The organism is Helicobacter sp. NHP19-012 (assembly GCF_019703325.1).
Classification (GTDB): Bacteria; Campylobacterota; Campylobacteria; order Campylobacterales; family Helicobacteraceae; genus Helicobacter; species Helicobacter gastrofelis.
In genome coordinates, this window is sequence record NZ_AP024819.1 from 230,552 (window position 1) to 254,283 (window position 23,732).

At 48.8% G+C, this 23,732-nt stretch carries 21 protein-coding genes, 1 tRNA gene and 3 pseudogenes; 8 read left to right on the forward strand and 17 right to left on the reverse strand.

From position 1 onward, the window contains the following. Positions 1–62: 62 nt before the first annotated feature. The 6 genes and pseudogenes from K6J74_RS01160 (at position 63) to K6J74_RS01185 (ending at position 6,252) form a co-directional block, all read left to right on the forward strand. Positions 63–383: an HU family DNA-binding protein gene (locus tag K6J74_RS01160; RefSeq protein ID WP_221272114.1), complete on the forward strand. Its 321-nt coding sequence runs from the start codon at positions 63–65 to the stop codon at positions 381–383. A 68-nt stretch (positions 384–451) separates the two neighbouring features. Then, a tRNA-Arg gene (locus K6J74_RS01165) sits at positions 452–528 on the forward strand. Positions 529–554: 26 nt separating this feature from the next. Beyond that, the gene (locus tag K6J74_RS01170; protein ID WP_221272115.1) at positions 555–1,922 is read left to right on the forward strand and encodes a TolC family protein; all 1,368 of its coding nucleotides are present in this window, start codon (positions 555–557) and stop codon (positions 1,920–1,922) included. Between the two features lie 6 nt (positions 1,923–1,928). Then, positions 1,929–2,627: an efflux RND transporter periplasmic adaptor subunit gene (locus K6J74_RS01175; RefSeq protein ID WP_430886781.1), complete on the forward strand. Its 699-nt coding sequence runs from the start codon at positions 1,929–1,931 to the stop codon at positions 2,625–2,627. A gap of 9 nt (positions 2,628–2,636) precedes the next feature. Continuing rightward, positions 2,637–5,686, forward strand: a pseudogene (locus tag K6J74_RS01180) (efflux RND transporter permease subunit). Continuing rightward, entirely contained in the window at positions 5,683–6,252 is a 570-nt protein-coding gene (locus K6J74_RS01185; RefSeq protein ID WP_221272117.1) for an outer membrane beta-barrel protein, read from the forward strand. Before K6J74_RS01180 ends, K6J74_RS01185 begins: the two are co-directional and overlap by 4 nt. Here K6J74_RS01185 and K6J74_RS01190 read toward each other — a convergent pair. From K6J74_RS01190 to K6J74_RS01215, 6 genes and pseudogenes are all read right to left on the reverse strand, one after another. Next, positions 6,249–6,827 (reverse strand): aminodeoxychorismate/anthranilate synthase component II, encoded by a 579-nt coding sequence (locus tag K6J74_RS01190; RefSeq protein WP_221272118.1) that lies wholly within the window; start codon positions 6,825–6,827, stop codon positions 6,249–6,251. The two genes, K6J74_RS01185 and K6J74_RS01190, sit on opposite strands and share 4 nt — an antisense overlap. Further along, positions 6,824–8,320, reverse strand: a pseudogene (gene trpE / locus K6J74_RS01195) (anthranilate synthase component I). The gene K6J74_RS01190 and the pseudogene trpE overlap by 4 nt, the downstream one beginning before the upstream one ends. Continuing rightward, on the reverse strand, positions 8,314–8,841 hold the full coding sequence (gene ppa / locus K6J74_RS01200) for an inorganic diphosphatase (protein WP_221272119.1): 528 nt from the start codon (positions 8,839–8,841) through the stop codon (positions 8,314–8,316). Before ppa ends, trpE begins: the two are co-directional and overlap by 7 nt. Positions 8,842–8,843: 2 nt before the next feature. Next, positions 8,844–9,422 carry an adenylate kinase gene (locus K6J74_RS01205; RefSeq protein WP_221272120.1) on the reverse strand — a complete coding sequence of 193 codons (579 nt, stop codon included), beginning with the start codon at positions 9,420–9,422 and terminating at the stop codon, positions 8,844–8,846. Positions 9,423–9,446: 24 nt separating this feature from the next. After that, positions 9,447–11,192 (reverse strand): aspartate--tRNA ligase, encoded by a 1,746-nt coding sequence (gene aspS, locus K6J74_RS01210; RefSeq protein ID WP_221272121.1) that lies wholly within the window; start codon positions 11,190–11,192, stop codon positions 9,447–9,449. A gap of 9 nt (positions 11,193–11,201) precedes the next feature. After that, positions 11,202–12,152 (reverse strand): chemotaxis protein, encoded by a 951-nt coding sequence (locus tag K6J74_RS01215; protein ID WP_221272122.1) that lies wholly within the window; start codon positions 12,150–12,152, stop codon positions 11,202–11,204. A gap of 71 nt (positions 12,153–12,223) precedes the next feature. On the opposite strand from K6J74_RS01215, the gene ligA reads away from it, so the two are divergent. Both ligA and K6J74_RS08335 read left to right on the forward strand, forming a co-directional pair. After that, entirely contained in the window at positions 12,224–13,510 is a 1,287-nt protein-coding gene (gene ligA / locus K6J74_RS08330; protein WP_260321625.1) for an NAD-dependent DNA ligase LigA, read from the forward strand. Between the two features lie 112 nt (positions 13,511–13,622). Next, positions 13,623–14,477 carry a BRCT domain-containing protein gene (locus K6J74_RS08335; protein WP_260321627.1) on the forward strand — a complete coding sequence of 285 codons (855 nt, stop codon included), beginning with the start codon at positions 13,623–13,625 and terminating at the stop codon, positions 14,475–14,477. Positions 14,478–14,535: 58 nt separating this feature from the next. Here K6J74_RS08335 and K6J74_RS01225 read toward each other — a convergent pair whose 3' ends face one another. The 11 genes and pseudogenes from K6J74_RS01225 to atpA all read right to left on the reverse strand — a co-directional run bounded on the left by K6J74_RS01225 (position 14,536) and on the right by atpA (position 23,718). Beyond that, positions 14,536–15,030, reverse strand: a complete 495-nt coding sequence (locus K6J74_RS01225) for an FKBP-type peptidyl-prolyl cis-trans isomerase (protein ID WP_221272123.1) — start codon at positions 15,028–15,030, stop codon at positions 14,536–14,538. A 32-nt stretch (positions 15,031–15,062) separates the two neighbouring features. Continuing rightward, positions 15,063–15,998, reverse strand: coding sequence for a hypothetical protein (locus K6J74_RS01230; RefSeq protein ID WP_221272124.1), 936 nt, complete (start codon positions 15,996–15,998; stop codon positions 15,063–15,065). After that, on the reverse strand, positions 15,998–16,555 hold the full coding sequence (locus K6J74_RS01235) for an OmpA family protein (RefSeq protein ID WP_221272125.1): 558 nt from the start codon (positions 16,553–16,555) through the stop codon (positions 15,998–16,000). The genes K6J74_RS01230 and K6J74_RS01235 overlap by 1 nt, the downstream gene beginning before the upstream one ends. Before the next feature lie 77 nt (positions 16,556–16,632). Continuing rightward, on the reverse strand, positions 16,633–17,850 hold the full coding sequence (gene tolB / locus K6J74_RS01240; RefSeq protein ID WP_221272126.1) for a Tol-Pal system protein TolB: 1,218 nt from the start codon (positions 17,848–17,850) through the stop codon (positions 16,633–16,635). Then, positions 17,850–18,536: a TonB C-terminal domain-containing protein gene (locus K6J74_RS01245; RefSeq protein WP_221272127.1), complete on the reverse strand. Its 687-nt coding sequence runs from the start codon at positions 18,534–18,536 to the stop codon at positions 17,850–17,852. The genes tolB and K6J74_RS01245 overlap by 1 nt, the downstream gene beginning before the upstream one ends. After that, a complete protein-coding gene (locus K6J74_RS01250; RefSeq protein ID WP_221272128.1) occupies positions 18,536–18,934 on the reverse strand; it encodes an ExbD/TolR family protein in 399 nt (132 codons plus the stop codon). The genes K6J74_RS01245 and K6J74_RS01250 overlap by 1 nt, the downstream gene beginning before the upstream one ends. Further along, entirely contained in the window at positions 18,924–19,490 is a 567-nt protein-coding gene (locus tag K6J74_RS01255) for a MotA/TolQ/ExbB proton channel family protein (RefSeq protein WP_221272129.1), read from the reverse strand. The genes K6J74_RS01250 and K6J74_RS01255 overlap by 11 nt, the downstream gene beginning before the upstream one ends. A 2-nt stretch (positions 19,491–19,492) precedes the next feature. Continuing rightward, the gene (atpC, locus tag K6J74_RS01260) at positions 19,493–19,855 is read right to left on the reverse strand and encodes an ATP synthase F1 subunit epsilon (RefSeq protein ID WP_221272130.1); all 363 of its coding nucleotides are present in this window, start codon (positions 19,853–19,855) and stop codon (positions 19,493–19,495) included. A 9-nt stretch (positions 19,856–19,864) separates the two neighbouring features. Continuing rightward, positions 19,865–21,286, reverse strand: coding sequence for a F0F1 ATP synthase subunit beta (atpD, locus tag K6J74_RS01265; protein WP_221272131.1), 1,422 nt, complete (start codon positions 21,284–21,286; stop codon positions 19,865–19,867). Between the two features lie 9 nt (positions 21,287–21,295). Then, positions 21,296–22,198 carry an ATP synthase F1 subunit gamma gene (gene atpG, locus K6J74_RS01270; protein WP_221272132.1) on the reverse strand — a complete coding sequence of 301 codons (903 nt, stop codon included), beginning with the start codon at positions 22,196–22,198 and terminating at the stop codon, positions 21,296–21,298. 9 nt (positions 22,199–22,207) lie between these two features. Continuing rightward, positions 22,208–23,718 (reverse strand): annotated as a pseudogene (gene atpA / locus K6J74_RS01275) (F0F1 ATP synthase subunit alpha). Between the last annotated feature and the right edge of the window lie 14 nt (positions 23,719–23,732).

Below are 23,732 nucleotides of genomic sequence, written 5' to 3' on the forward strand. Positions count from 1 at the left end.
ATTTTTGTAGTATAATGGCGACTTATGCGCCACATTTGGAGCAAAATTTGGAAAGGGTGTCTATGAAAAAAGCGGAGTTTTTGGAGTTGATGAAGGAAGAGGGGGGCTTTGAGAGCCGTAAAGACGCGGAGTTTGCCCTAGATGGCTTTGTCAAAGCCGTGCAACAAGCCCTAGCCAAACACGAAAGTGTGGAGCTCGTGGGCTTTGGCAAATTTGAAGTGGCGTTGCAAAAAGGCAAGAGCGGTAAGGTGCCCGGCAGCGATAAAACCTACGCTACAGCGGATAAAATGGTGCCTAAGTTTAAACCCGGCAAGGTTTTAAAAGACATGGTGGTGAAAGAAAAAGCCAAAGGCAAAGCCACCAAATCTAGCAAGAAGAAGTAGCTTAAGTTCTTTTTTTTCTTTGAGTTGTGTTGCACAACTCAGACTTTCCGGGTTTTAGTTTTTTCAGTGTCCTTGTAGCTCAGTTGGATAGAGCGCATGATTCCTAATCGTGAGGCCGTGGGTTCAAATCCCGCCAAGGACACCACGCTTTTTTAAGCTTTGGAGTTCAATATGTTTTTATCAAAAAGGAAACGACTTTTTTTTGGTTTATCAATTTTTTTTAGTTTAGGTCTACAGGCTTTAGAGTTACAAGAATACGCCCCTGCCCCTGCTGATGATGATTTCAGCTTAAATTTAAAGAGGCTAGAGCGGCTAGAAGACAAGGGCGATACCACGCAAGGGCACGCCCTCGGGTTAGCCGATTTGATTAGAAACGCCGACAATAACTACTCTTTGCAAGCCGCCCGTCTGCAGGTGGCGCAGGCGTTAAAAAACCACAGTATCGCCAAGGCAAAGTTCTTGCCCTCCATGACAAGCACTTACACCTTCAACCGCAGGGATAGGGACACACCCTTTTACCCCAACTACAACATGCAAATGCTCAACACAAATTTAAAGCTCAATGTTTTCAACGGTTTTAGCGACATCAACAATGTGCGTGAAAAGGCGGCGAGTTACCGCTCCAACAGCGCAAATATGGAATACACCAAGCAAAACATTTATCTACAAGTGGTGCAGCAATATTACCAATATTTCAACAACATGGCGCAATTAGTCGCCCTGAAAAAGAAACTCGCTGAGTTGCAATCGAACATCAAGCGCATCAGCGAGCTTTACAGCGAGGGGCTCACGACCATTGATGACCTAGAGAGTGCCAAAGCACAAGGGGCGCTTAGTGAAAACGACATCACAGACATGCAATTTTCCATTGAGCAAAACCGCTTGACTTTAGAGTATTTGACCAACTCTAAAATCCCTTCTTTGAAGCGCACGACCATCCTACCCCCCACGCTTTCTTTAAAAGAGCGGGCGGATATTCGGTCTTTAAGGGAGCAAATCACCGCCATCCATTACCAAAACAAAGCACTCAATTACTACCCAACGGTGGACATCAACGATGACTGGCAATACTACATCCAAAAACCTGCCTATGCGATGGGTAAAGACAACCGCTTTGGCAACCTCTATCCAGACCAACAAAACACTGTGGGTGTGGTCGTGACTTTAAACATCTTAAGCGACATAGGCATTAATTTACAAAAGCAGTATTTGCGCCTAAACCAACTCTCCCAAGAGAAAAGCTTGATGTATAAAAGGATGGAACAAGCCAAAGATGAGCAGCTTTACCGCAAATCTTTAGATATGGCGCGGGCAAAAATTAGAAGCTCGGAGGCAAGCCTCAAATCGGCGACCATCTCTTATGAGAGCATTAAGAAAAAATACGCCGCTAACCTCGTGGACTTCACCACCTATTTACGGGCACTACGCACCCGCTTTGACGCTGAAGTGGTCTACAACCAATCGCTCAACAACTACGAAATGCAAAAGGCCAACTACATTTTTTACAGCGGACACCATATCCAAGACTATGTGCGCTAAAGGACGATGATGAAATATTTTTTATGTGCCCTGCTCTTTGTAGTGGGGCTAGGAGCCAAAGAAGTTTATGCTATTTTTAATGTTAGGGCTTTACAAGACGCGAATTTAACCTTAGACTCCGCCGGGATTGTGGATGCGATCTATGTAGATGTGGGCAGCAAAGTCAAAAAGGGCGAGATCCTTTTAAGCCTCTATAACAAGGACAAAAAGTCGCAAGTGGACTCCATTAACCAACAATACGACTTCAGCCGCAAGCAGTATGAGCGCTACAGCAAAATCGGGCGGGCGATCGACAGAAACACCCTAGACAAATACTACTCTGACTATCGCAAGCTCGAGTTTGATCGCAATTACTCGCAGGCGGTGGTGGATAAAACCATTTTGCGCGCCCCCTTTGATGGGGTGATTGCGAGTAAAAAGATTGAGCTAGGCGATGGGATGAGTGCCAACAGCACGATTTTATTTCGGCTCGTGAGTAAGGGGCGAAAAATGGTGATCGAGTTTGACTCTAAATACCTGCCCGTCGTCAAGGTAGGCGACATCTTCGTTTATAGCATCGATGGCCAACCCGAAAAACAAAAAGTCAAAATCACCAAAATCTACCCCACCATTGATGAGAGCACCCGCAAAGTGAGCGCAGAAGCCTTACTCCCCGCAAACAGCCCTTTAGTCCCCGGTGTCTTTGGGGACGGCTTCATCCAATAGGGGGCATTGGTGTATAAGTTTGCGATACAGCGGCCCATCACGACTTTAATGTTTGCGTGCATGATCATTTTCTTTGGGACGATGGCACTTAAAAAAATCAGTGTGGCACTTTTCCCTAACATTGACTTCCCCATTATTGTGGTCAAAACCAGCTACCCCGGGGCGAGTGCGGACATTGTAGAAAGCAAGGTTACGGACAAAATCGAGGAAGCCGTGATGAGCGTGGATGGGATCAAAAAAGTAACCTCCAACAGCGCACGCAATGTCAGCATTGTGGTGGTGGAGTTTGTGCTTGAAAAGCCCATCATGACCGCCCTAAACGACATCATCAACAAAGTCTCCTCGGTGAGCTTTAACGACCCCAACATCCGCCGCCCCTCCATCGACAAGGTGGATACCAGCGGGCAGGCGATCCTCTCAATCTTTTTAACCAGCAAGACCAAGACCCCAGCGGAGTTAAACGACCACGCCAAAAATATTATCAAGCCCATGCTACAAAAGGTCGAGGGCGTGGGCAATGTGCAGTTACAAGGCTTTGAAGAAAAGCAGATCCGCATTTACGCCGATCCAAGCTTAATGAATAAATATGGCCTCACTTACAACGACCTTTACAACACCCTCAAAACCCAAAACCTTGAAATGGACGGGGGCAAGATCATCAGCCCTAAGAAAAACTACGCGATCTTGGTGGATGGCAACAGCTACACGCTGCAAGAGTTGGGCGACATCCAAATCGGCAGCCATGTCCGCCTAAGAGACATCGCCACGATTGAAAAGGGTATCGACCCGGACATCACTTACGCCAGCTACGGGCACGATCAAGGCATTGTGCTCGAGGTGCAAAAGATCGCCGGGGCTAATGAAATCAAAATCGTGGATGCGATCTATAAAGAAATGGATGCCATGCGCGCGGTGAGCCCGGGTTATGAGTTGCGCCCCTTTTTAGACACCACAGACTACACCCGCCACTCCATTAAAGATGTGCGCTTTGACTTGATCTTGGGGGGGATTTTGGCGGTGTCTGTGGTCTTTGTATTCCTGCGCAGCTTTTCCATCACCTTTGTTTCGGCGATGAGCATCCCCATTTCGATCATGGGGACTTTTGCGCTCATTAAGTGGATTGGCTTTTCTTTAAACATGATGACGATGGTCGCCCTCACGCTCTCCATTGGGATCATCATTGACGATGCGATCGTGGTGATCGAGAACATCCACAAAAAGCTCGAAGCGGGCATGGACAAACGCACTGCCAGCTATGAGGGCGTGCACGAAATCGCCTTTGCGATCATTGCGATCTCTGCCATGCTCTTGTCGGTGTTTATCCCCGTGGGCAACATGAGTGGGGTGGTGGGGCGTTGGTTCAAAAGCTTTGGGATCACCGTTGCGCTTGCCATCACGATCTCTTATTTTGTGGTCGTTACCGTGGTCCCTATGCTTAGCTCGCTCATCGTGTCTCCCGAGCAATCCGCCCTTTACAAGCGCACCGAGCCCTTTTTCCAAAGAATGGAGAAGGCTTACGCCCGCTTGCTCGGCTGGCTTTTAAACCATAAATTGCTCGTGGGGCTGGTGGTGGCAGTCATTTTTGGCGTTTCCATGCACATTGCAGGCAAACTAGGCATGGAGTTTTTGCTCAAAGAAGATCGGGGCAAGTTCTATGTCTATGTCAAGGCGCAAACCGACATCAGCTTAAAAGCGATGCTTGCTAAAATGAAGGCGTTGCAGGCAGTGATTGAAAAAGACCCCGATGTGGAATTTGACTCCATGCAAGTGGGCTATGGCAACATCCAAAGCACTTTTAAAGGCAAGTTCTATGTCAAGCTGAAAAAAGGGCATAAAAAGAACCAATTTGTCATCATGGAAGAGATGCGCCAAAAACTAAGAGCCATCCCCGAGGCTAAGGACCTGCAATCCATCAACCTCGCCGAAGTGCCTTTAGTGGGTGGGGGGGACAGCTCGGCGTTTCAGGTGTTCGTCTATGCCCCCACGCAAAAGCTCGTGGATGAGAGCGTGGCAAAATTGCGACACTTCTTGCTCGAAAGCCCTGAGATGAAAGGCAAGGTGGCGGGCTACCACACCAACACCTCCGACTACCAAACGCAGTACCAGCTACGGGTTTTAAGGGCAGCCACGGTGAAATACGGGGTTACGGCGCAGGACATCGCCAATGTGGTGAGCAACGCCTTTTCTGGGGAAAATCGGGTGAGCTACTTTAAAGAGGATGGAAAAGAATACGACATCATCATTAGAGTCCCTGCGGATAAAAAACTGAGCATGGACGACATCAAACGCTTGCAGATCAGAAATATCAATGGCAAATTGATGTTTTTAGACGGGCTGATCGAAGTGATCGAGCGCAAAGTCCCCTCCAATATCACCCGCTACAACCGCCAAAGAAGTGTAACCGTGCTGGCGCGCCCGGCTAAGGGCACAAGTTTGGGCGAGCTTTTAAGCCAAGTGGAAAAACACAAGGCTGAATGGCTTGCTAAAGGTGCGGCGTTTCGTTTCACGGGCGAGTCTGACCGCCTTAAAGAGAGCAACGATGCCTTTGGCGTGGCGATCGCCACCGCCTTTATCCTTATCTACATGATCCTAGCCGCCCTTTACGAGTCGCTCTTAGAGCCTTTGATCATCATGGTTACGATGCCCTTAAGCTTTTCGGGGGCGTTCTTTGCTTTGGGGATGGTGCACCAATCCATGAGCTTGTTCTCTTTAATGGGGCTGATTTTGCTCATCGGGATGGTGGGCAAGAACGCCACGCTCATCATTGACATCGCCAACGATAGGCGTAAAGAAGGGCACAGCATTGAAGAGGCGATTGTGCTGGCGGGCGAATCACGCCTGCGCCCCATTTTAATGACCACCATTGCAATGGTGTGTGGCATGTTGCCCTTAGCCATCGCCGTGGGGCAGGGCTCGGCGATGAAATCGCCCATTGGCATTGCCATGAGCGGGGGCTCTTGGTGTCTATGGCGCTTAGCTTGTTGGTCGTGCCGATTTTCTACCGCTTGCTTGCCCCCCTAGATGACAAGCTTAAAAAATTCTATCGGGACAATAAATGAGAAAATGGGCTTTGGGGGTTTTAGCGCTTTCTGTTTTGGTTTTAGCCAAGCAGCAGACCCTCCCCAAAAGCCAAATTTTCATCGGGGTCACCACGGGCTTTTCAACCCTAAATGTCGTAAAACAGCCCTACAACAACGCCTTTTTATGGGGCTTAAAGGCAGGCTATCAATACAACTTGAGGCGTTTTATATCCTTACGCGGACAAATGGACTACATCCAAACCATCAAACCCACCGCTTTTAACACCAATGTTTATTCTTTTTTCAACATCCACATGGACATGGTGAATGACTTTTACCACAACAAGAAATTTAATTTTGGTACTTATGTGGGTCTGGGTTTTGGCTATTTTCAAAGCGCGATGACATTGCATAGCTATGTGGGCGATCGCTCCTTTATGGGCTATAACGGGGTGCTTGATTTGGGTGTGGGGAGCACCATCGCCAAGCAACAACGCGTGGAGCTAGGGGTTAAAATCCCCTTTGGCAAGATTCAATCTATCCGCCATAAAAACCTCGCCATGGATTTTTACTACTGGCTCGTGTCTTATGCTTATTTATTCTAGCGTTGTATAAACTCTAGGCTCTGCTGTAAGAGTTGCGCTCCTTTGAGCGTTAAAATGCTTTCAGGGTGGAACTGGTAGGCTAGGGCTTTATCTTTTGCGTGGTAAATCCCCATCACAAGCCCGCCACAATGGGCGATCACTTGCAAACACTTAGGCAAATTAGTCGCCATTAAAGAGTGGTAACGCCCCACTTGTAAAGAGTACCCCAAACCTCTAAACGCCTCAAAAGGCTCTAGGGTGATAGTGGAGCTTTTGCCATGCACAATGCTAGGACTTCTCACAATGCTAGCCCCATAGCTTTGGGCTAGTGCTTGCAAACCCAAACACACCCCCAAAATGGGATATTTACCCTTGATAATTTCTAGCATTGCCAAAAGTTGCCCTGAGTGTGCGGGATCGCCCGGTCCCGGGGAGATAAACAACAAGGGTCTTTCACTCTCGGCTTGCATGCGCTCTAAAAGCAGGGGGGCGGGGGTGGTGTTGCGTAGCACTAACACAGAATGCCCTAGCCCCTCTAAATCATAGACAAGGTTATAAGTGAAAGAGTCGAAATTATCAATAAAATAAATTTTCATGCATGCGTCTTTAAAATGGCAGAGATCACAGCCTTAGATTTTGCCTTGGTTTCGGCAATCTCGGCTTCTACAACGCTATCTAGCACAATCCCCGCTCCCGTTTGCACCACAGCCCGCCCCTTTTGCACGAAGGCTGAGCGGATGATGATACAGCTATCCATCGAGCCATCGGCACATAAATAGCCCATAGAGCCCCCATAAGAGCCCCGCCTCTTGCCCTCTAGTGTGGCAATGAGCTTTAAGGCAGCGATTTTAGGCGCACCGCTTAAAGTCCCCGCATTCATAAAGCTTTGGTAAGCGTGCAATGCATCTAGCCCCTCTTTAAGTGCGCCTTGCACGGCAGAAGTCAAATGCATCACATGGGCGTATTTTTCGACTTTAAGAAGTTTAGACACCACACGGCTGAAGGGTTTAGCCACCCTAGCTATGTCGTTGCGGGCTAAATCCACCAACATGACATGCTCTGCCCGCTCTTTGGGGTCGTTTTGCAAGTCTAGCTCTAGGCGGTTGTCTAAGTCTAGGTTAAGGCTGCCATCGGGGTTTTTGCCTCGTGGGCGGGTGCCAGCAATGGGGTAAATTTGGGCTAAATTGGTGCTGGCATCATATTTTAGAGCACTCTCAGGGCTTGCCCCAAAGAGTGTAAAATCGACGGTTTGCATGTAAAACATATAGGGGCTGGGGTTTTGTGTTTTTAGATGGTGGTAGGCACTTAAGGGCTCTTTGCACTCTATGTAAAAGCTTCGTGAAGGCACGGCTTGGAAAATCTCGCCTTGTTGGATTTGCTCTTTGGTGGCAAGCACGATTTTAGCAAAGCCCTCATCACTGCAATTTGTGTCTAAGTTGCTGTTTTGGGGGCTTGCTTGGGGGTAAATGGGGGGGGTTTAGGCGGGCTAGGCTATCTATCTCGGCTTGGATTTGGGCTTTTAAAGTGGGCTCAAAACACGCCCCGAAAATTTGGGTGCTTTGGGCTTGGTGGTCGATTAAAATTAAGTTCTGTGCCACAAGAAAGATAAAATCGGGAGCGGTGTTGTCTGTCGCTTTTAAAGGGGGCAAGTCCTCAAACGCCCCGACAAACTCAAAACCAAAATACCCCCACAAAATAGCCCAAAGGCAGGCACACTAGAAGTATCCACGCTTTTAAACACCGCCCTTAGAGTGTCTAGGGGGCTGGCACTCTTTAACTTGCTAAACTCATCCTTTAGGCTCGTGTCTTTGGCGTATTGCTTTTCTAACACCCCATTTTTAGGCTCTAGCTCGAGCACCTTTGCCATTTTCTCTAGCAAGGCTTGCCCGTTGGCATTCAAAGCCTCTAGGCGTACCTTAGCGTCTTGGCACACAAGCTTTAAACACGCCTTGGCTAGGATAATGGATTTGGTGTGCTTTTTATTCTCCACCTGCGCGCTCTCTAATAAAAGCGTGTCCTCCCCCTGCAAGTGGGCGTAAAGGGCTAGGGGGTGTGGGGTGTAGGGGGCTTGTTGGTGTAGGCTTAACATGCCTTGCTGTTGTAATTGGCTAGGGCTTTTTTAAAGATTTCTTCTGCCTGTGCTTTGTCGCCAAAGTCTTTCACCTTCACCCATTTTTCTGGCTCTAAATCTTTGTAGGTTTCAAAGAAGTGTTTGATTTTTTGTAGCACAATGGGGGGCAGGTCGTGCAAGTCTTTAATGTTCTCATACCTAGGATCAATTTTGCTAAGGGGCACGGCTAAAAGCTTTTCATCAAGCCCGCTTTCATCCTCCATCACCAATACCCCAATCAAACGGCATTTGACCACACTGCCCGGCATGAGGGGGTCTTCATTTAACACCAAAATGTCCGCAGGGTCGCCATCCTCGCTTAAAGTGTGGGGGACAAAGCCATAATTAGCCGGGTACACCATAGAAGGGTACATGATGCGATCGACCACCACCGCTCCGCTGTCCTTATCCACCTCGTATTTCACCTTAGACTGGTAGGGGATTTCGATCACGGCGTTTAGGGCATTTGCCTCGCCTGCTTTGATTTTTGACAAGTCCATTTTTATCCTTTAATGTGGGTTTTAATGTAGTTTTCAATGTCGCCAACAATGGCTTCAATGCTTCTTTCGCCATTAATGGACTGGTGCACCTCTAGGGCTTTGTAAAACTCGACAATGCTTTCTAGGGGTTTTAAATACACTTGCATGCGGTTGTTAAACACCTCGATATTGTCATCATCGCCCCTTGAGCGGCCTAGCACCCTCTCTCTAGCCACCGCTTCGCTCACGCTCACCTCTACAACGCCCCTAAGTTTCACCTCTTCTTGGGCTTTTAACACTCTGTCTAGAGCGTTCATTTGCTCCACACTGCGGGGGTAGCCATCAATAATGATCACCTCCCTAGGGGCGTTTTTAATCGCCGTGATGATCGTGTCGATGACAATTTCTAAGGGCACTAACTCGCCCTTGCTGGTGAAACTGGCAATGAGTTGCCCCCGCTCACTTTGCTTAGCAATCTCGGCCCTTAGTAAATCCCCTGTGGAGTAATGCACCATAGAGTCGCTGTTGCGTTCAGCAATCAGCTGTGCGTCCGTGGTCTTGCCACTGCCCGGTGCCCCGATGATCAAAAATAATGCCTTCATGTTTCTTATCCTTTAATGGTTTAGTTAGTGTTTGGAGTTTCTTAAACGGATATGCAATTCCCTTAGTTGGTCTTCGCTAGCCGGGCTGGGGGCTTTGCTCAACAAACAAGTCGCCTTTTGGGTTTTTGGAAAGGCAATCACATCGCGGATACTGGGGGCTTTGGCTAAGAGCATGATGAGCCGGTCAAAGCCGATTGCAAACCCGCCATGGGGGGGTGCTCCATAACGCAAAGCCTCTAGCAAAAAGCCAAATTTTTCATTGGCTTCTTGCTCGCTTATGCCTAGTAGGGCAAAGACTTTTTTCTGCAAGGCTTCTTGGTGCATACGCAAACTCCCTCCGCCTAGCTCCACGCCATTTAAAACAATGTCGTAAGCAATGGATTGCATGTCCTCTGGCTCGGGGTTGTCAATGTCCTTTGGCATGGTGAAGGGGTGGTGCATGGCACTGAGTTTTCCCTCCACTCTCTCAAACATGGGAAAATCCACCACCCATAAAAAGTTAAAGGCATCAGGATCGATCAAGTTTAAATCCTGCCCGAGTTTCAAACGCAAACGCCCCATGTAATCTAAAATAACTACCTTTTCACCCGCTCCAAAAAAGAGCAAATCCCCCTCTTTTGCCTCTGTGCGTGCTAATAGCTCATCTAGGGCTTTGGCTTCTAAGAATTTCACTAAAGGTCCTTTAGGTCCCTCCGCCTTCATTTGGATATAAGCAAGCCCTTTTGCCCCAAATTGGCGCACAAACGCCTCGAGTTCAGCTAAATCTTTACGGCTTAAAAGCGTGTCGCCTTTTTCGACTTTTAGGGCTTTAAAGCGGTTGTGTTTAGGGTCGCTGGCGATTGTTTTAAAAATCTCATTGCTGGAACTCACAAATAAATCCCCCACCTCCACCAAGGGCATGCCAAAACGCAAATCCGGCTTATCGCTGCCATAGCTCTCGGTGGCTTCCTTGTAGGTCATGTGTCTAAAGGGGGGGTTAATGTCAATGCCCGCCACTTTAAAGACAGCTTTTAGCAAGGTTTCGGCAACCTCCATAATGTCCTCTTGGCTGCAAAAGCTCATCTCCACATCAATCTGGGTAAATTCGGGCTGGCGGTCGGCTCTTAAATCCTCATCTCTAAAGCATTTGACAATTTGGTAATAGCGATCCATCCCTGCCACCATTAAAATTTGTTTAAAGAGTTGGGGGCTTTGGGGCAGGGCGAAAAACTGCCCGTCGTGGATACGGCTGGGGATTAAAAAGTCCCTTGCGCCCTCGGGCGTGGTTTTAGAGAGCATGGGGGTTTCAATCTCTAAGAAGTCTAAACTATCCAAACAATCACGCACCGCCTTAGCCACTTTGCTACGCATTTTAAAAATGTTGTAGGATTTAGCAGAGCGCAAGTCTAAAAAGCGGTATTGCAAACGCAAATCCTCATTGACACTTGGATCGCCGATCGCAATGGGCGGGGTTAGACTCTTATTCTCAAGACGCAAGTCCTCGAGCACCACCTCGATCGCCCCTGTGGCAAGTTTGGGGTTTTCTAGCCCCTCGCCCCTTGGACGCACCACGCCCTCAATGATTAAAACATCCTCGTGTCTCACTTGGCTAGCTTGTGTGTAAGCTTTAGAAGTGGGGTCGCACACAAGTTGTATCAGCCCGCTTTTATCGCGTAAATCAATGAAAATCACGCCCCCGTGATCCCTGTAGTTATGACACCACCCACAGAGTTTTATCCTCTTTTGCACATCGCACAGCCCGACCTCGGCACATAATTGTGTTCTTAACATGTTTCGCCCTTAATTTTTTAAATATTCTTGTAGCAGTTCTTGGATCTCATTGGGGTGTGATTTGATCACAAACCCATCGGCGTGCAACGAGTCGGCAAGTTGCTTGTTCGACTCGCTGCTCATGGACGAATTGACGATCACGGGTAAATGCTTGGTCCTTGCATCTGTTTTAATGCATTTGAGCACTTCAAAGCCAGACACCACGGGCATTTCTAAATCCGTGATCACCGCCCCGACCTTGTCGATCATGTTCTCATTAAACAACCGCTTTAACAAAGCACCCCCATTGGGGAAAGCTTCGTATTTGAGCTTCAAGTCGTCTATAATGCGCTCTAAATTATGCATCGCCACCTGGGAATCTTCAGCAATGAATATCAATTTATCACTTCTAATTGCGTCTACAAATTGCTCTTTGAGCTGGTCTAACTCTTGTATCGTGGGGAAAGTATCCACCAACATTTTCTCCACATCTAAGATTTGGATCACCCGATCCTGCTCAAACCTTGTGATCGCATTGACCTTACCCCCTGCGCTAAAACCCTGTTTGTCGCCCACGCTGATTTCGCTCCAATTTTTATGCACGATCCGCTTAATGGAAAAAATTTTAAGCCCCACGACACAGCTAGAAAACTCGCACACAATGACTAAATTTTGATCACTTTTAACGGACGCTTCGCTTAAATCCTTGTCGGGGTTATTAGGGTCAAAGTAGAGCCAACGCTTCACATCGATCAGGGGCACAGACTCCCCCCTAATGGTGAGAAAGCCTAACATCATGCTGTCATTGCCTCCCACGGTTTCGGTAACATCGCCCTCGTAGTGGATGATCTCGCGGATTTTAAAGATGTTGATCCCATACAGCTCGGCATCGCCGTTCTTATCGCTACTCAAGGTGAAACACAAAAACTGCGCCTCGTTGTTGAGGTGTAAGGAAATGGTGCTGTCAATGTCGCTAATCAAATCACGCCCCTTATCTTAAGCTCATTTACTCTAAAATCCGCATAAATTCTTATTGTAGCAAAGACTGGCTAATGATACAAACTAGGCAAGACTACCACAACCTCGTAGAAAAGCTTTGCACCCTAGCCCACCACTACTATGTGTTGGCTAGCCCCCTCGTGAGCGATGAGGTTTACGACCAACTCTACCGCGAAGTTTTGGCGTATGAAGAGGCGCACCCAGAGGATATTTTGCCCCACTCGCCCACCCAGCGCGTGGGAGGTGAAGTGATGCCCTTTTTGTCCAAACAAGAGCATAAAGTCCGCATGTGGAGCTTAGACAATGTGTTTAACCTCCAAGAGCTACAAGAGTGGCTTAAACGCCTTGGCGACTTTGCCAAAACCTCCCTAGAGTCGTTCATTTGCTCGCCCAAACTAGACGGTGCCTCGCTCAATCTCTACTACGAGGGGGGCCATTTAGTGAGTGCAAGCATGCGGGGCAATGGGGTTATAGGCGAGTTGGTAACCCACAACGCCAAGACTATCCGCTCTATTCCGCTTAAAATCCCCTACACTAAGCCCATTGAAATTCGAGGCGAAGTCCTCTTACTTAAAAAAGACTTTAACGCCCTGAATGCCGATAGACTTGCGCAAAACCTCGCCCCCTTTGCCAATGCCAGAAACGCCAGCGTGGGCAGCTTGCGCCAATTAAATTCCAGCATCAGCGCGCAAAGAAAACTCACCTTTTACCCATGGGGGCTAGGGCTTTGCGATGAAGAGTTTACAAGCTTTCAACAAGCCATGCAAGCCGTGCGTGAGTGGGGCTTTTTGGGCTTGGATTTTGTGGCGTGCAAAAATGCTAAGGAGATACAAAACGCCTTCGACGCCTTTTCTGCCAAACGCCCTAATCTGCCTTACGAAGCTGATGGCATGGTCGCCATGCTAGACGATCTCAAGTTGCAACGCACTCTAGGTTTCACCATCAAAGCCCCCCGCTTTGCCATCGCCTACAAATTCCCCACCGCCCAAAAATGCACCAAACTTTTACAAGTCATTAACCAGGTGGGGCGCAGTGGGGCCATAACCCCCGTGGGCGTGCTTGAGCCCGTGTTGGTGCAAGGGGCGTTGGTCTCCCGTGCCACCCTAGACAATTACACCCAAATAGAGCAACAAGATTTACAGCTAAACGACATTGTGGTAGTAGTGCGTAGCGGCGAGGTCATCCCTAAAATCTTACGCCCCCTAAAAGAGCTAAGAGATCACAGCCAAGTAAAAATCACCCCCCACCCACTGCCCCGCCTGCCACACAACCCTAAGCCTACAAGCCCTCAATGTCTGTCCAACTTGCAACAACGCTTTACTGCTAAAAAACAAGCCTAATTTCTGCCCCAAATGCGCCAAGTTTTTTAAAAAACCCACCCACTGCCCCGCCTGCCACGCACCCTTAAGTGCGCAGCAGCAAAAATGCCCCAAATGCGCCCACAAGGTCGGCATGCCCATAAACTGCCTAGATTGTGGGGAGGATTTGATTTACAAGGAATATTGCACCCGCTGTGATTTGGATTTAAGCAGGCGGGCTAGGGGGCTTATGTGCCCCAATGGTGCGTGCCCTGCGAGGGTGCAAGAGAGCATCGTTTATTTTGCCTCCAAGCAGGGACTAGAGATCAAGGGGCTAGGCGTTAAGGTCGCGCGGCAACTCTTGCAAGTGGGGCTCATTCAAGGCGTGGCGGATTTATACACCTTGCAAAAGCAGGATTTATTAAAACTTGAGGGCTGGCAAGAAAAAAGGGCGGACAATCTCATCAAGGCAATCAACAACACCAAGCACGCCCCACTGTGGCGCTTTCTCTGCGCTTTGGGCATTGAGCATGTTGGTAGGGGGGCGAGCCAAATGTTAGCCAACGCCTTTGGGCTAGAGATCTTTAGCAAGACCTATGAAGAGATCAAAGAGCTAAAAGGGTTTGGTAAACACTCAAGCAAAAATGATAGGAGCAAAATCGCCCACTCTTTTGTGGAGTGGATGCGCAAAAATAAAGCCTTGGTTGAGGTGCTTTTAAGCCACATCGCCCCCACCCCGCCCCACGCCCTACCCTTAAGTGCCCCGAGTGTGGGTGGGTTTTTTGTGGGTAAAAATGTGGTGCTGACAGGCACTTTAAGCCGCCCAAGGGCTCAAATTTGCCAAGAACTCGAGCGCCAAGGCGCACACATCCAAACGGGCGTTACTAAGAACACCGACTACCTCATTTGTGGCGCAAACCCCGGCTCGAAACTCACAAAGGCACAAAGCCTAGGGGTGCAGACCTTAGATGAAAAGGCACTCCTAAGCCACTTAGACCAACCGGACTAATGGCTATTTCCAGCCTTGCAAGCTTTTAGGAGTGTGGCTAGTCTTGGTGTATCCTGCCCTAGTGCGAGCAGCCACACCCGCCCCCGCAACATTGTTTGCTAGAGGGCTGGCCCTTGAGCACTTCTTGCTCTGTGGCTTCTCTTAGCCCTAAGAGCGTAAATTGAAAACTTAGCTCTTTGCCGGCTAAAGGGTGGTTGTAGTCGATCATCACCATATGATCGCTAAAGTCTTTCACGCTCACTTGCACACTCTCTTGGTTTTCGCCCTGCCCGAACAAGGTCATGCCCCTTTGCAGTTCAATGCCTTCAAATTGATCTCTGGGCACTTCTTGCAGATAGTCGGTGCGGTATTCGCCATAGGCATCGTGAGGTGGGATGACAATATTCAAGGTTTGCCCCACCTGTGCTTGCTGCACTGCCTTTTCAAGCCCCACAATCACTTGCCCAGCCCCCATTAAAAACTCTAAGGGCTTTTTGCCTATGTTGGAGTCGAGCACTTCTTGGGTGGCGTGGTCGCGCACTTCGTATTCAATGATCGCAACTTGGTTTTGCATGTTTGTCCTTTCTTATAAACTGGGGAGTTATTTTAGCGTTTTTTAGACTTTTCGTCTAAAAGATTTTGCGCCTCTTTGCCCTGATCGCTCTTAGGGTAGAGTTTGGCGACTGATTGCAAGAATTTTTTATAGTTGGCGTGATCTTTGAGGTTTTTAAACGCCCAAGCAGTGTGGTAGAGTAAAATAGGCATGTAGTTGACTTTGTCGTCAAGCATTGCGCTTTTTTTGTAAAAGGCAATGGCGGATTGGTAAGCTTTATTAAAATAGGCCGACTCGCCTGCCATGTATTCGTGGTAAGCGGGCTTAAAGGGCAGACTAGCCAGCCACGCAAAGCGTTCCTCTGCCTCTTTGTAGCGTTTTTGCTTAAAGAGTTCGCGTGCCTCTTTAGCAATCTTTTCTTTCTGTGTTGGGTCTTTGTTAAAGGCCGACTCTTTTTTAGCTTTTAACATTTGGACTTGTAAAGATGCTAATTCTCTAAGCTTCTTGTTGTTAGCGTTGGCTTGGATATCTATGGATTTTTGGAGGTTTTGTAATTTAGTGGCAAAGTCAGTGCGCATGTTCTCTAATAATTTTTGGGTATCGGCGTTTTTTTTCTCAAAATTGGCTAAAGCTTCTTGGTTGGCTTGGATTTGGGTTTTTAAAGTGTCGATGAGTTGGGCTTGTTGCTTGATTAAATCCGCTTGTGCATCTTGGGTGTTTTTTAAGGCTTTTAGGTTGTCGCTGTGGGTAGCTAGGGTGCTCGTGGCCTTTTTAAGCCTTAGCCCTTGTCCCTCTACAAGGCTTTTTAAGCCCTCCTGCCCTTGTAGTAGACTAGAAGTCTGCCCTTTGAGCGTGGCTAAAATGTCGCCTAGGTTTTTGTTGCTACTTTGTAAGGTTTTTAGCTCCTGCTTAGTCGCCCCGCTTTGCAACTCAAAGGCGGAAGGCTCGGCGCATAAAAGCCCCCCCACCAACAAAAGCGAAAAACGCACTAATCCACGACCTTAATGTCCACACGGCGGTTTTTGCGGTAGCACGCTTTTGTTTTTTCTTGGCAAATAGGCTTGGTTTCCCCAAAGCTCACCACTTTAATATCGTCTGCGCTAATGCCCTTGATTGTGAGGACTTCTTTTACGCTCAAGCCCCGTTTATTGCCCAGAGCAAAATTATATTCGCCCGTGCCAAACTCATCAGTGTTGCCCTCTAAGAGCACTTTCATGCCATATTCTTGGATTTTTTTCACGGCTTCGTCGATCGCGCTTTGCATGTCTTCGCGCACATTGTATTTGTCAAAGTCAAAGTACACTTGCCCAACAATTGTGCCACTCTCTACATGGGGTTTGGGGGGTTCGGGTTTTTCTATGGGATTGGATTGGACTTCTTCTTTAGGCACGGTGTGCTCTTCAGATGGGGGAGTAGGCTTTGGAGCTGCTTGTTGGGCTTGTGGGGCGGGTTTTGGTGTAGGTGCCACTTCACTTTTGTGATTGCTAGCACACCCCGTCATTAATGCGCACGCTAAAGCTACACTGGCTAAAAACCACTTCTTCATAAAACTCCTTCGTATTTGTTTAATAGACAAAACAAAACTCGATTATACACCCTGCTTTTTTAATGGGACTTAAACAACTACCAATCGAAGGATTGGACATTGGTATTTTCCAGCGGAAATAAGTAACTTTGGTTGTTTTCTAATAAAATCACACCCAAAGCGTTTTGTGCCGCTGCTTTTTTGATAAACATCACCACCTTGCCGTCTTTAGAAAATCGAGGCATTTGGTTCACCCCACTGGCAGTTAAATGGCGGACATAGTCGCCTTTAAGGCTGATTAAGTGTAAATTAAAGGGGCTTTGTCCATTAGCGTCCCTTTCTTCTCGGCTCACATAGACAATATAATCTCCAAAAGAGGCGACTGAGTCATTGTTTTTAGAGGAAAAGACCACTTGCTCTACAGGTGCATTAAGACGCAGTTTTTTAAGGTAGATGTTAGGATAACCCGAGCGGTCCGACACAAAAACCATCGCCTTCTCATTTTCGACAAAATTTCCTAAAACATCGATCCCGCTGTAAGAAGTTAGGCGTTTTAATTCTTTGTTCTTTGTGTCGTAAAGGTAAATGTCTGTTTGCCCTCTAGGAGCTAGAGAGAGCAGTAACTTACGCCCATCCGCACTCACGCTAGACACGGCTGCCATGCCTTGACTTTGGGTAATCACTTTGCTAGTCCCCGTGTGGATATTATATTTAATGATCGTGGGCTGGCGCAGATACTGGGTGTAGTAGATTGCGCTTTGCTCGGCATTCGCCCATTTGGGGAAGACATTGAGTAGGTTATTTTTGATGATCTCTTGTTGGTAGGTCAGCGTGTAATCGGCGAGCACAATGCTAGTAACCCCGGGGCTTAAGAACTTAGAGAACACCACCATGCGCGCCATCCAATCAATGGGGGCGGCTTTGACTAGGTTGTTTGCGTCTATGGCGATTTTATGGGCAATGAAAGGGTAGAGCTCTTTGGTGTTGAATTGGTAGTTTTTATTGCTCTGCACCTCTTTTGTGTTGGCGTTGTAAAGCTTGGCGTTGATGGCATTGGGCTGGCTTGCTTGCAGCTGCACCACGAGTTGCACCCCCTGCGCCTCATTGGCGGGGGCGTTGAGCCCTAGAGCGTTGAAGTGCCCACTCACTTTAAGATCTGCCACCAACAAATCCGCAATCTTTCGCAAATAGGGGTTGTTGCCAGTGGTCGTAACAAGGACTTTAGGCAAGCTTTCAATGGTTTTGACAATGTCTAGGGTCGCGTCCGCCGCCCTTGAAAATCCTAAGATCAGACATATTAGCCACACAATCCGCATCATTTGTCCTTTGTTTTGAAGTTCACTTTTAAAGTGATCGCGCGCCCCTGTGGGTAAGGGGGGAAGCGTTGTTGTTGTAAATGCGCGAGCAAATTTTCAATTTGCTGGTTATACTCCCTAAAGGGCGAAAAATCCACAAGGCTAAAATGCATTTGCCCGCTGGGGTAAATGGTGATGAGCGCCCCCACGGAAGTTTTTTGATCAAAGCTCAACTTCCACTGGGAGTATAAAATTTTATAAATGGCAGTAAACCACGCCTTGTCCTCTTTGAGGGTGCTTTCCTCCTCTTTGGGGACTTGCACTTCCATTTTTTTGGCTTGTAGGGTTTTGATGTCCTCAAGCTTGGCTAGGCTCTCTTGCAGATCCTTAAATACGCTCGTGCCCGGCTTGCCAAATTGGATGTTTCTTAGCAAGTCTTGGGCTCTTTGCAAGTCCTTAGCCTCTTGGGAGTTGGTTTCAGCGGCTTGTTTATCCGGGATTGCGCTAAACATGTCTTTCACACCCAGGCCGCTATCAGCTTGGGTAGGGCTAGGGCTAGGGGGTGGGCTATCGATCAAATCCACCTGAATGGGGGGCAGAACCAAGGGAGGGACGCTCTCAGTGGGTTTTAAAAGCAGTAAACTTAAAAGCAACCCATAACACAATAGGGCCAACAAGCCACAGCCCACAAACAAAAACGCACGCATCAGGCACTTGTAACTAGAGAAACCTTGTAAAACCCCGCTTCTCTAAGGCTCTTGAGAAGATAAATGATCTTATCGTAAGTGAGGCGTTTGTCTGCCCGCACATGCACGGCCATGCTCTTGTCTAGGTGCTTGGCCCACAGATGAAACGAGTCGGCAAAATTGGCGAGCGAATAGGTGTGCTCATTGACATAAATCTTGCCCGCCAAGTCCATACGCACCTCTAAAAATTGGGTTTTTGGAGCTTTGGCGCTCTTAGAGCCATGCGGGAGTTGGATGTTTTCTTTATAGGTGATCGTGGGGGTGGCGGTCATCAAAATGGCTAAGAGCACGAGCATGATGTCCACTAAGGGGGTGATGTTGAGTTCGGGCCTATCGTTGTCCCAAACTTCAAAATCCATCATGTTCTTTTGCCATGAGAAAATCGATCTGCATTTGAGCGTATACGGACAAATCGTAAACCTTGCGCTTTAAGATCAAAAAGAACGAGTAGGCGGGGATGGCGGTTAAAATCCCCGCGGCTGTGGCAACCAAAGCCTTAGAGATCACAGGGGCGATCACATCAAAGCTCACCTGCCCACTCAAACGCCCAAAGGCTTCTAAAATCTCCACCACCGTGCCAAAGAGCCCCACAAAGGGGGCGGTGCTGGCGATGATGCTTAAAACCACGAGCCCCGTAGTGTTCTCTTTTAAAAGCTGGTTTTTCCACACCGCCAGCCACTCTTTGGTGGGCTTTTCGGGTGCGCCACTAAAGAGCATGCCTCTTAGGCGCAAGTCCTTGCGTGCGCCCGCCATGATCGCCTCTAAGGCTTGTTGTTCTCTGAAAGCATTGCTCTTAATGGAGATATATTTATAAAAAAACACCCAAAGGGTCAAAATTAGATAAAAAGAGAGCAAACCGAGTACAAATAGGGGGATGAACCCGCTTGTGGCTAAGAAGTTTTGGATCGTTGCCACGGCTACCTCAAACCATGCGCCTCGATGCGTGCGATCACGCTAGAGATCGCCAGCCGATCTGAGCTGGCGTCCTCTAAGAGTTTTTTGGCGGCATACACGGCATCATCGCCCTTAATGAAGACCGCCCCGTCTGCCAAAATATCCACGCTACCACTGCGCACCTCCACATAGCCCCAGCTAATGGCGATCAAACTCTCCTGCCCCTCCCTCATGATCTCAATCACCCCACTTTTGAGCAAGGACACCATGTTGCTATGCCCTTTGAGTACCCCAAATTCGCCCTGGGCTCCGGGCAAGGTTACCCGATCCACCTGCCCTGAGAAAATCAAGCCCTGTGGGACCACAATACTCACCGCTAATTCCATGTCTTATCCTTAAGAAGCGTTCTTTTTGCCCTCTGTTTTCATTTTTTCGTATTTCTCCACGACCTCTTGGATGTTGCCGACCATGTAAAAGGCGTTTTCGGGGATGTCATCGTATTTGCCCTCTAAAATCCCGGCAAAGCCCTCTAGGGTTTCTTTGAGCGTGACATACTTGCCCGGACTGCCCGTGAAAACCTCTGCCACAAAGAAAGGTTGGGAGAGGAATTTTTCCACTTTACGGGCACGCTCCACGATCTTTTTGTCTTCCTCAGAGAGTTCGTCCATCCCCAAAATGGCGATGATGTCTTGCAAGTCTTTATACTTTTGCAAGATTTGTTGAATCCCGGTCGCCACGCGGTAATGCTCGTCTCCGATCACCTGCGGATCTAAAATGCGTGAAGTGGAGTCGAGCGGATCGACAGCGGGGTAAATGCCCTTTTCAGCGATTTTGCGGTTTAACACCGTGGTCGCATCTAGGTGGGCAAACACAGAAGCCGGGGCGGGGTCGGTCAAGTCATCGGCGGGCACATACACGGCTTGCACGGAGGTGATCGAGCCGTTTTTGGTGGAGGTGATGCGCTCTTGCAACTTGCCCATTTCGCTAGCCAGCGTGGGCTGATAACCCACCGCTGAGGGGATACGCCCCAAGAGTGCGGACATTTCTGCCCCTGATTGGGCGTATCTAAAGATGTTGTCAATAAACATCAAAATGTCTAAGCCCTTTTCATCCCTAAAATACTCCGCCATCGTTAGCCCTGTAAAGGCGATGCGGTTTCTTGCCCCCGGGGGCTCGTTCATTTGCCCATAGCACAGGGCGACTTTATCCAACACCCCCCCCTCTTTCATTTCGTGGTAAAGGTCGTTACCCTCCCTCGTGCGCTCGCCCACGCCTGCAAACACAGAGTAACCGCTGTGTTTGTAAGCCACATTGTGGATCAGCTCCATGATGATCACGGTCTTGCCCACGCCTGCACCCCCAAAGAGCCCCACCTTACCGCCCTTAGAGTAGGGGGCGAGCAAGTCCACGACTTTAATGCCCGTTTCAAACATTTCGGTTTTGGTGCTTTGTTGTTCGAAAGCGGGGGCGTGGCGGTGGATCGCCCATTTTTGGGTGTTTTCCTCTAGGGGGGGTTGGTTGTCGATGGGCTCACCGATCACATTGAAAATCCGCCCCAAAACCCCCTCGCCCACGGGCACTTCGATCATTTTGCCCCGTGCCACGACCTTTTGCCCCCGAGTTAAGCCCTCTGTCATGTCCATCGCAATGGTGCGGACGCGATTATCCCCCAAATGGGCGGCGACCTCTAGCACCAAATGCTTTGCCTCCCCGTCAAAGTCGTAATGTACATCCAAAGCTTCGTAAATAGCAGGTAGATAGTCTTTAAAATCCACATCCACCACAGGCCCCATGACCTGAATGATTTTACCTTCCATAGTTCTCCTTTATTTGATCGCTTCCACGCCGGCGTTGATCTCCACAAGCTCGGTGGTGATCGCCTCTTGGCGGGCTTTGTTGTAAGAAATGGTGAGCGTGCGGACCAAATCCGCTGCGTTGTTCGTGGCGGTGTCCATCGCCTGCATGCGCGCGCTGTGCTCGGCAGCTAGCGAGTCTAGCAGGGCGTAATACATGTTGAAGTGGATGAACTTTCTAGCCAAAGAGTCTAAAATCACGCCCTCTTCATCATCGGGTTCAACCACAATCCCCTCGCTCTCGCTCTTAGCCTGCTCGATCTGGGTGCTAAAATCTAGGGGCAAAATCGTTTGCACCTTCATTTCTTGAGAGATCATGTTTTTAAAGCCATTATGCACAATGATGACGCTGTCGGTGAGCCCATTTAAATAGTCTTGCACGGCACTATCCACAAAGGCCGCCGCCTTGTCGGCATCGGGCGAGGAGCTCAAATCCGCTGCTTTGTCTAGTAGGTCGATCCCATTGTAGGTGAAGTAGGCGATGCCCTTTTTGCCAATGCCTCTTAAGCGCACCTTGACATTTTGGGCTTTATAGCGGTTGATGAGGCGCACCACTTCTTTGATCGTGGCGGCATTAAAACCTCCACAAAGCCCCTTGTCGGCGGTAACAAAAATAATATCGATCTTTTGCACTTCGGGCTGTTCAAGCTTTAAGAAATATTGGCTCTCAATGCTCTTTAGCCCCCTTGTTTTGATCTTGGCGCAAATGTCGGCAAAGACTTCGTTCAATTTATTGGCAAACACCTTTGAGCGGCGCGCCACTTCCTCGGTTTTTTTGAGCTTAGAAGTGGAGACGAGCTTCATAGCCCTCGTAGTCTTTTGCGTGTTCTTGACGCTAGCGATTTTCTTTCTAATGTCCTTTAAATTACCGCCCATGCCCTACCCCTAGAGAGAAAAGCCTAGCTTAAATTCTTCAATGGCGACTTTAAGCATCGCCTCTAAGTCTTTGTCTAAAGCCTTTTTGGTGCGGATGTCCTCGAGGATATTGGGGTATTTGGACTCCAAGAAGGGATAGAGGCTAGATTCAAAATCCACGACTTTTTAGCCGGAATGTCGTCTAAAAAGCCCTTGACCCCCGCATAAATCATCACAATTTGCTTTTCAATGGGCAGGGGCGAATAGGGGGGTTGTTTCAACACCTCCACCATGCGCTGTCCCCTCTCTAGCTGTTTGCGGCTGGCCTCATCCAAGTCGCTGGCAAACTGCGAGAAGGCTTGCAATTCTCTGTATTGTGCCAAATCTAGGCGCAAGGTGCCGGCGACTTGCTTTGTGCCTTTGATTTGGGCTGCCCCGCCCACACGCGACACAGACAAGCCCACATTGATCGCGGGGCGGATACCAGAGTAGAAAAGATCGGTTTCTAAGAAAATCTGCCCGTCTGTGATAGAAATTACATTTGTAGGGATATACGCCGACACATCGCCCGCTTGGGTTTCAATGATGGGCAGAGCCGTGAGCGAGCCCGCACCCCGATCATCGCTCATTTTAGCGGCGCGCTCTAAAAGGCGGGAGTGGATGTAGAACACATCCCCGGGGAAGGCCTCACGCCCGGGGGGGCGGCGTAAGATCAAAGAGATTTCGCGGTAAGCCACGGCGTGCTTACTCAAGTCATCATAGATAATTAAAGCGTGCCGCCCTTGATCTCTAAAATATTCCCCGATGGTAACACCGGCATAAGGGGCGAGGTATTGCATGGCTGGCGAATCGGAGGCGGGGGCATTGACCACCACGCTATACTCCATCGCCCCATATTCCTCTAATTTACGCACCACCTGCGCGACCGTGGATTCTTTCTGCCCGATCGCCACATAGATACAGATCACATTTTGGTCTTTTTGGTTGATGATCGTGTCTATGGCAACCGTGGTTTTGCCGGTTTGCTTGTCCCCGATGATCAGCTCTCTTTGCCCCCGCCCGATGGGCACTAAGGCATCGATGGCTTTAATGCCTGTTTGTAGGGGCTCATGCACAGATTTACGATCCATGATCCCCGGGGCTTTCTGCTCCACGAATCTAAAGGTGTCTGCCTCAATCGCTCCCCGCCCGTCAATGGGCTCGCCCAAAGTGTTGATGACCCGCCCCACCACGGCATCGCCCACGGGGACTTTCATGAGTTGTTTGGTGCGCTTAACGGAAGTGCCCTCTTTGATGTTTCTGCCCCCACCTAGCACAATCACCCCGATACAGCCCTCTTCAAGGTTAGAGGCAAGCCCCTTATCGCCCGTGTCAAACTCCACGACCTCGTAAGACATCACATCTTTAAGCCCATAGACTTTTGCCACGCCATCGGCGTAGGCGATGACCCGCCCTACTTGGGTGATGTTGATGTCGGGGGTGAAGTTTTCGATCCGCTCTTTGATGATCGCGCTGATTTCTTCGGCTTTTAGTTTTAACATTTTCTCTCCTTTGT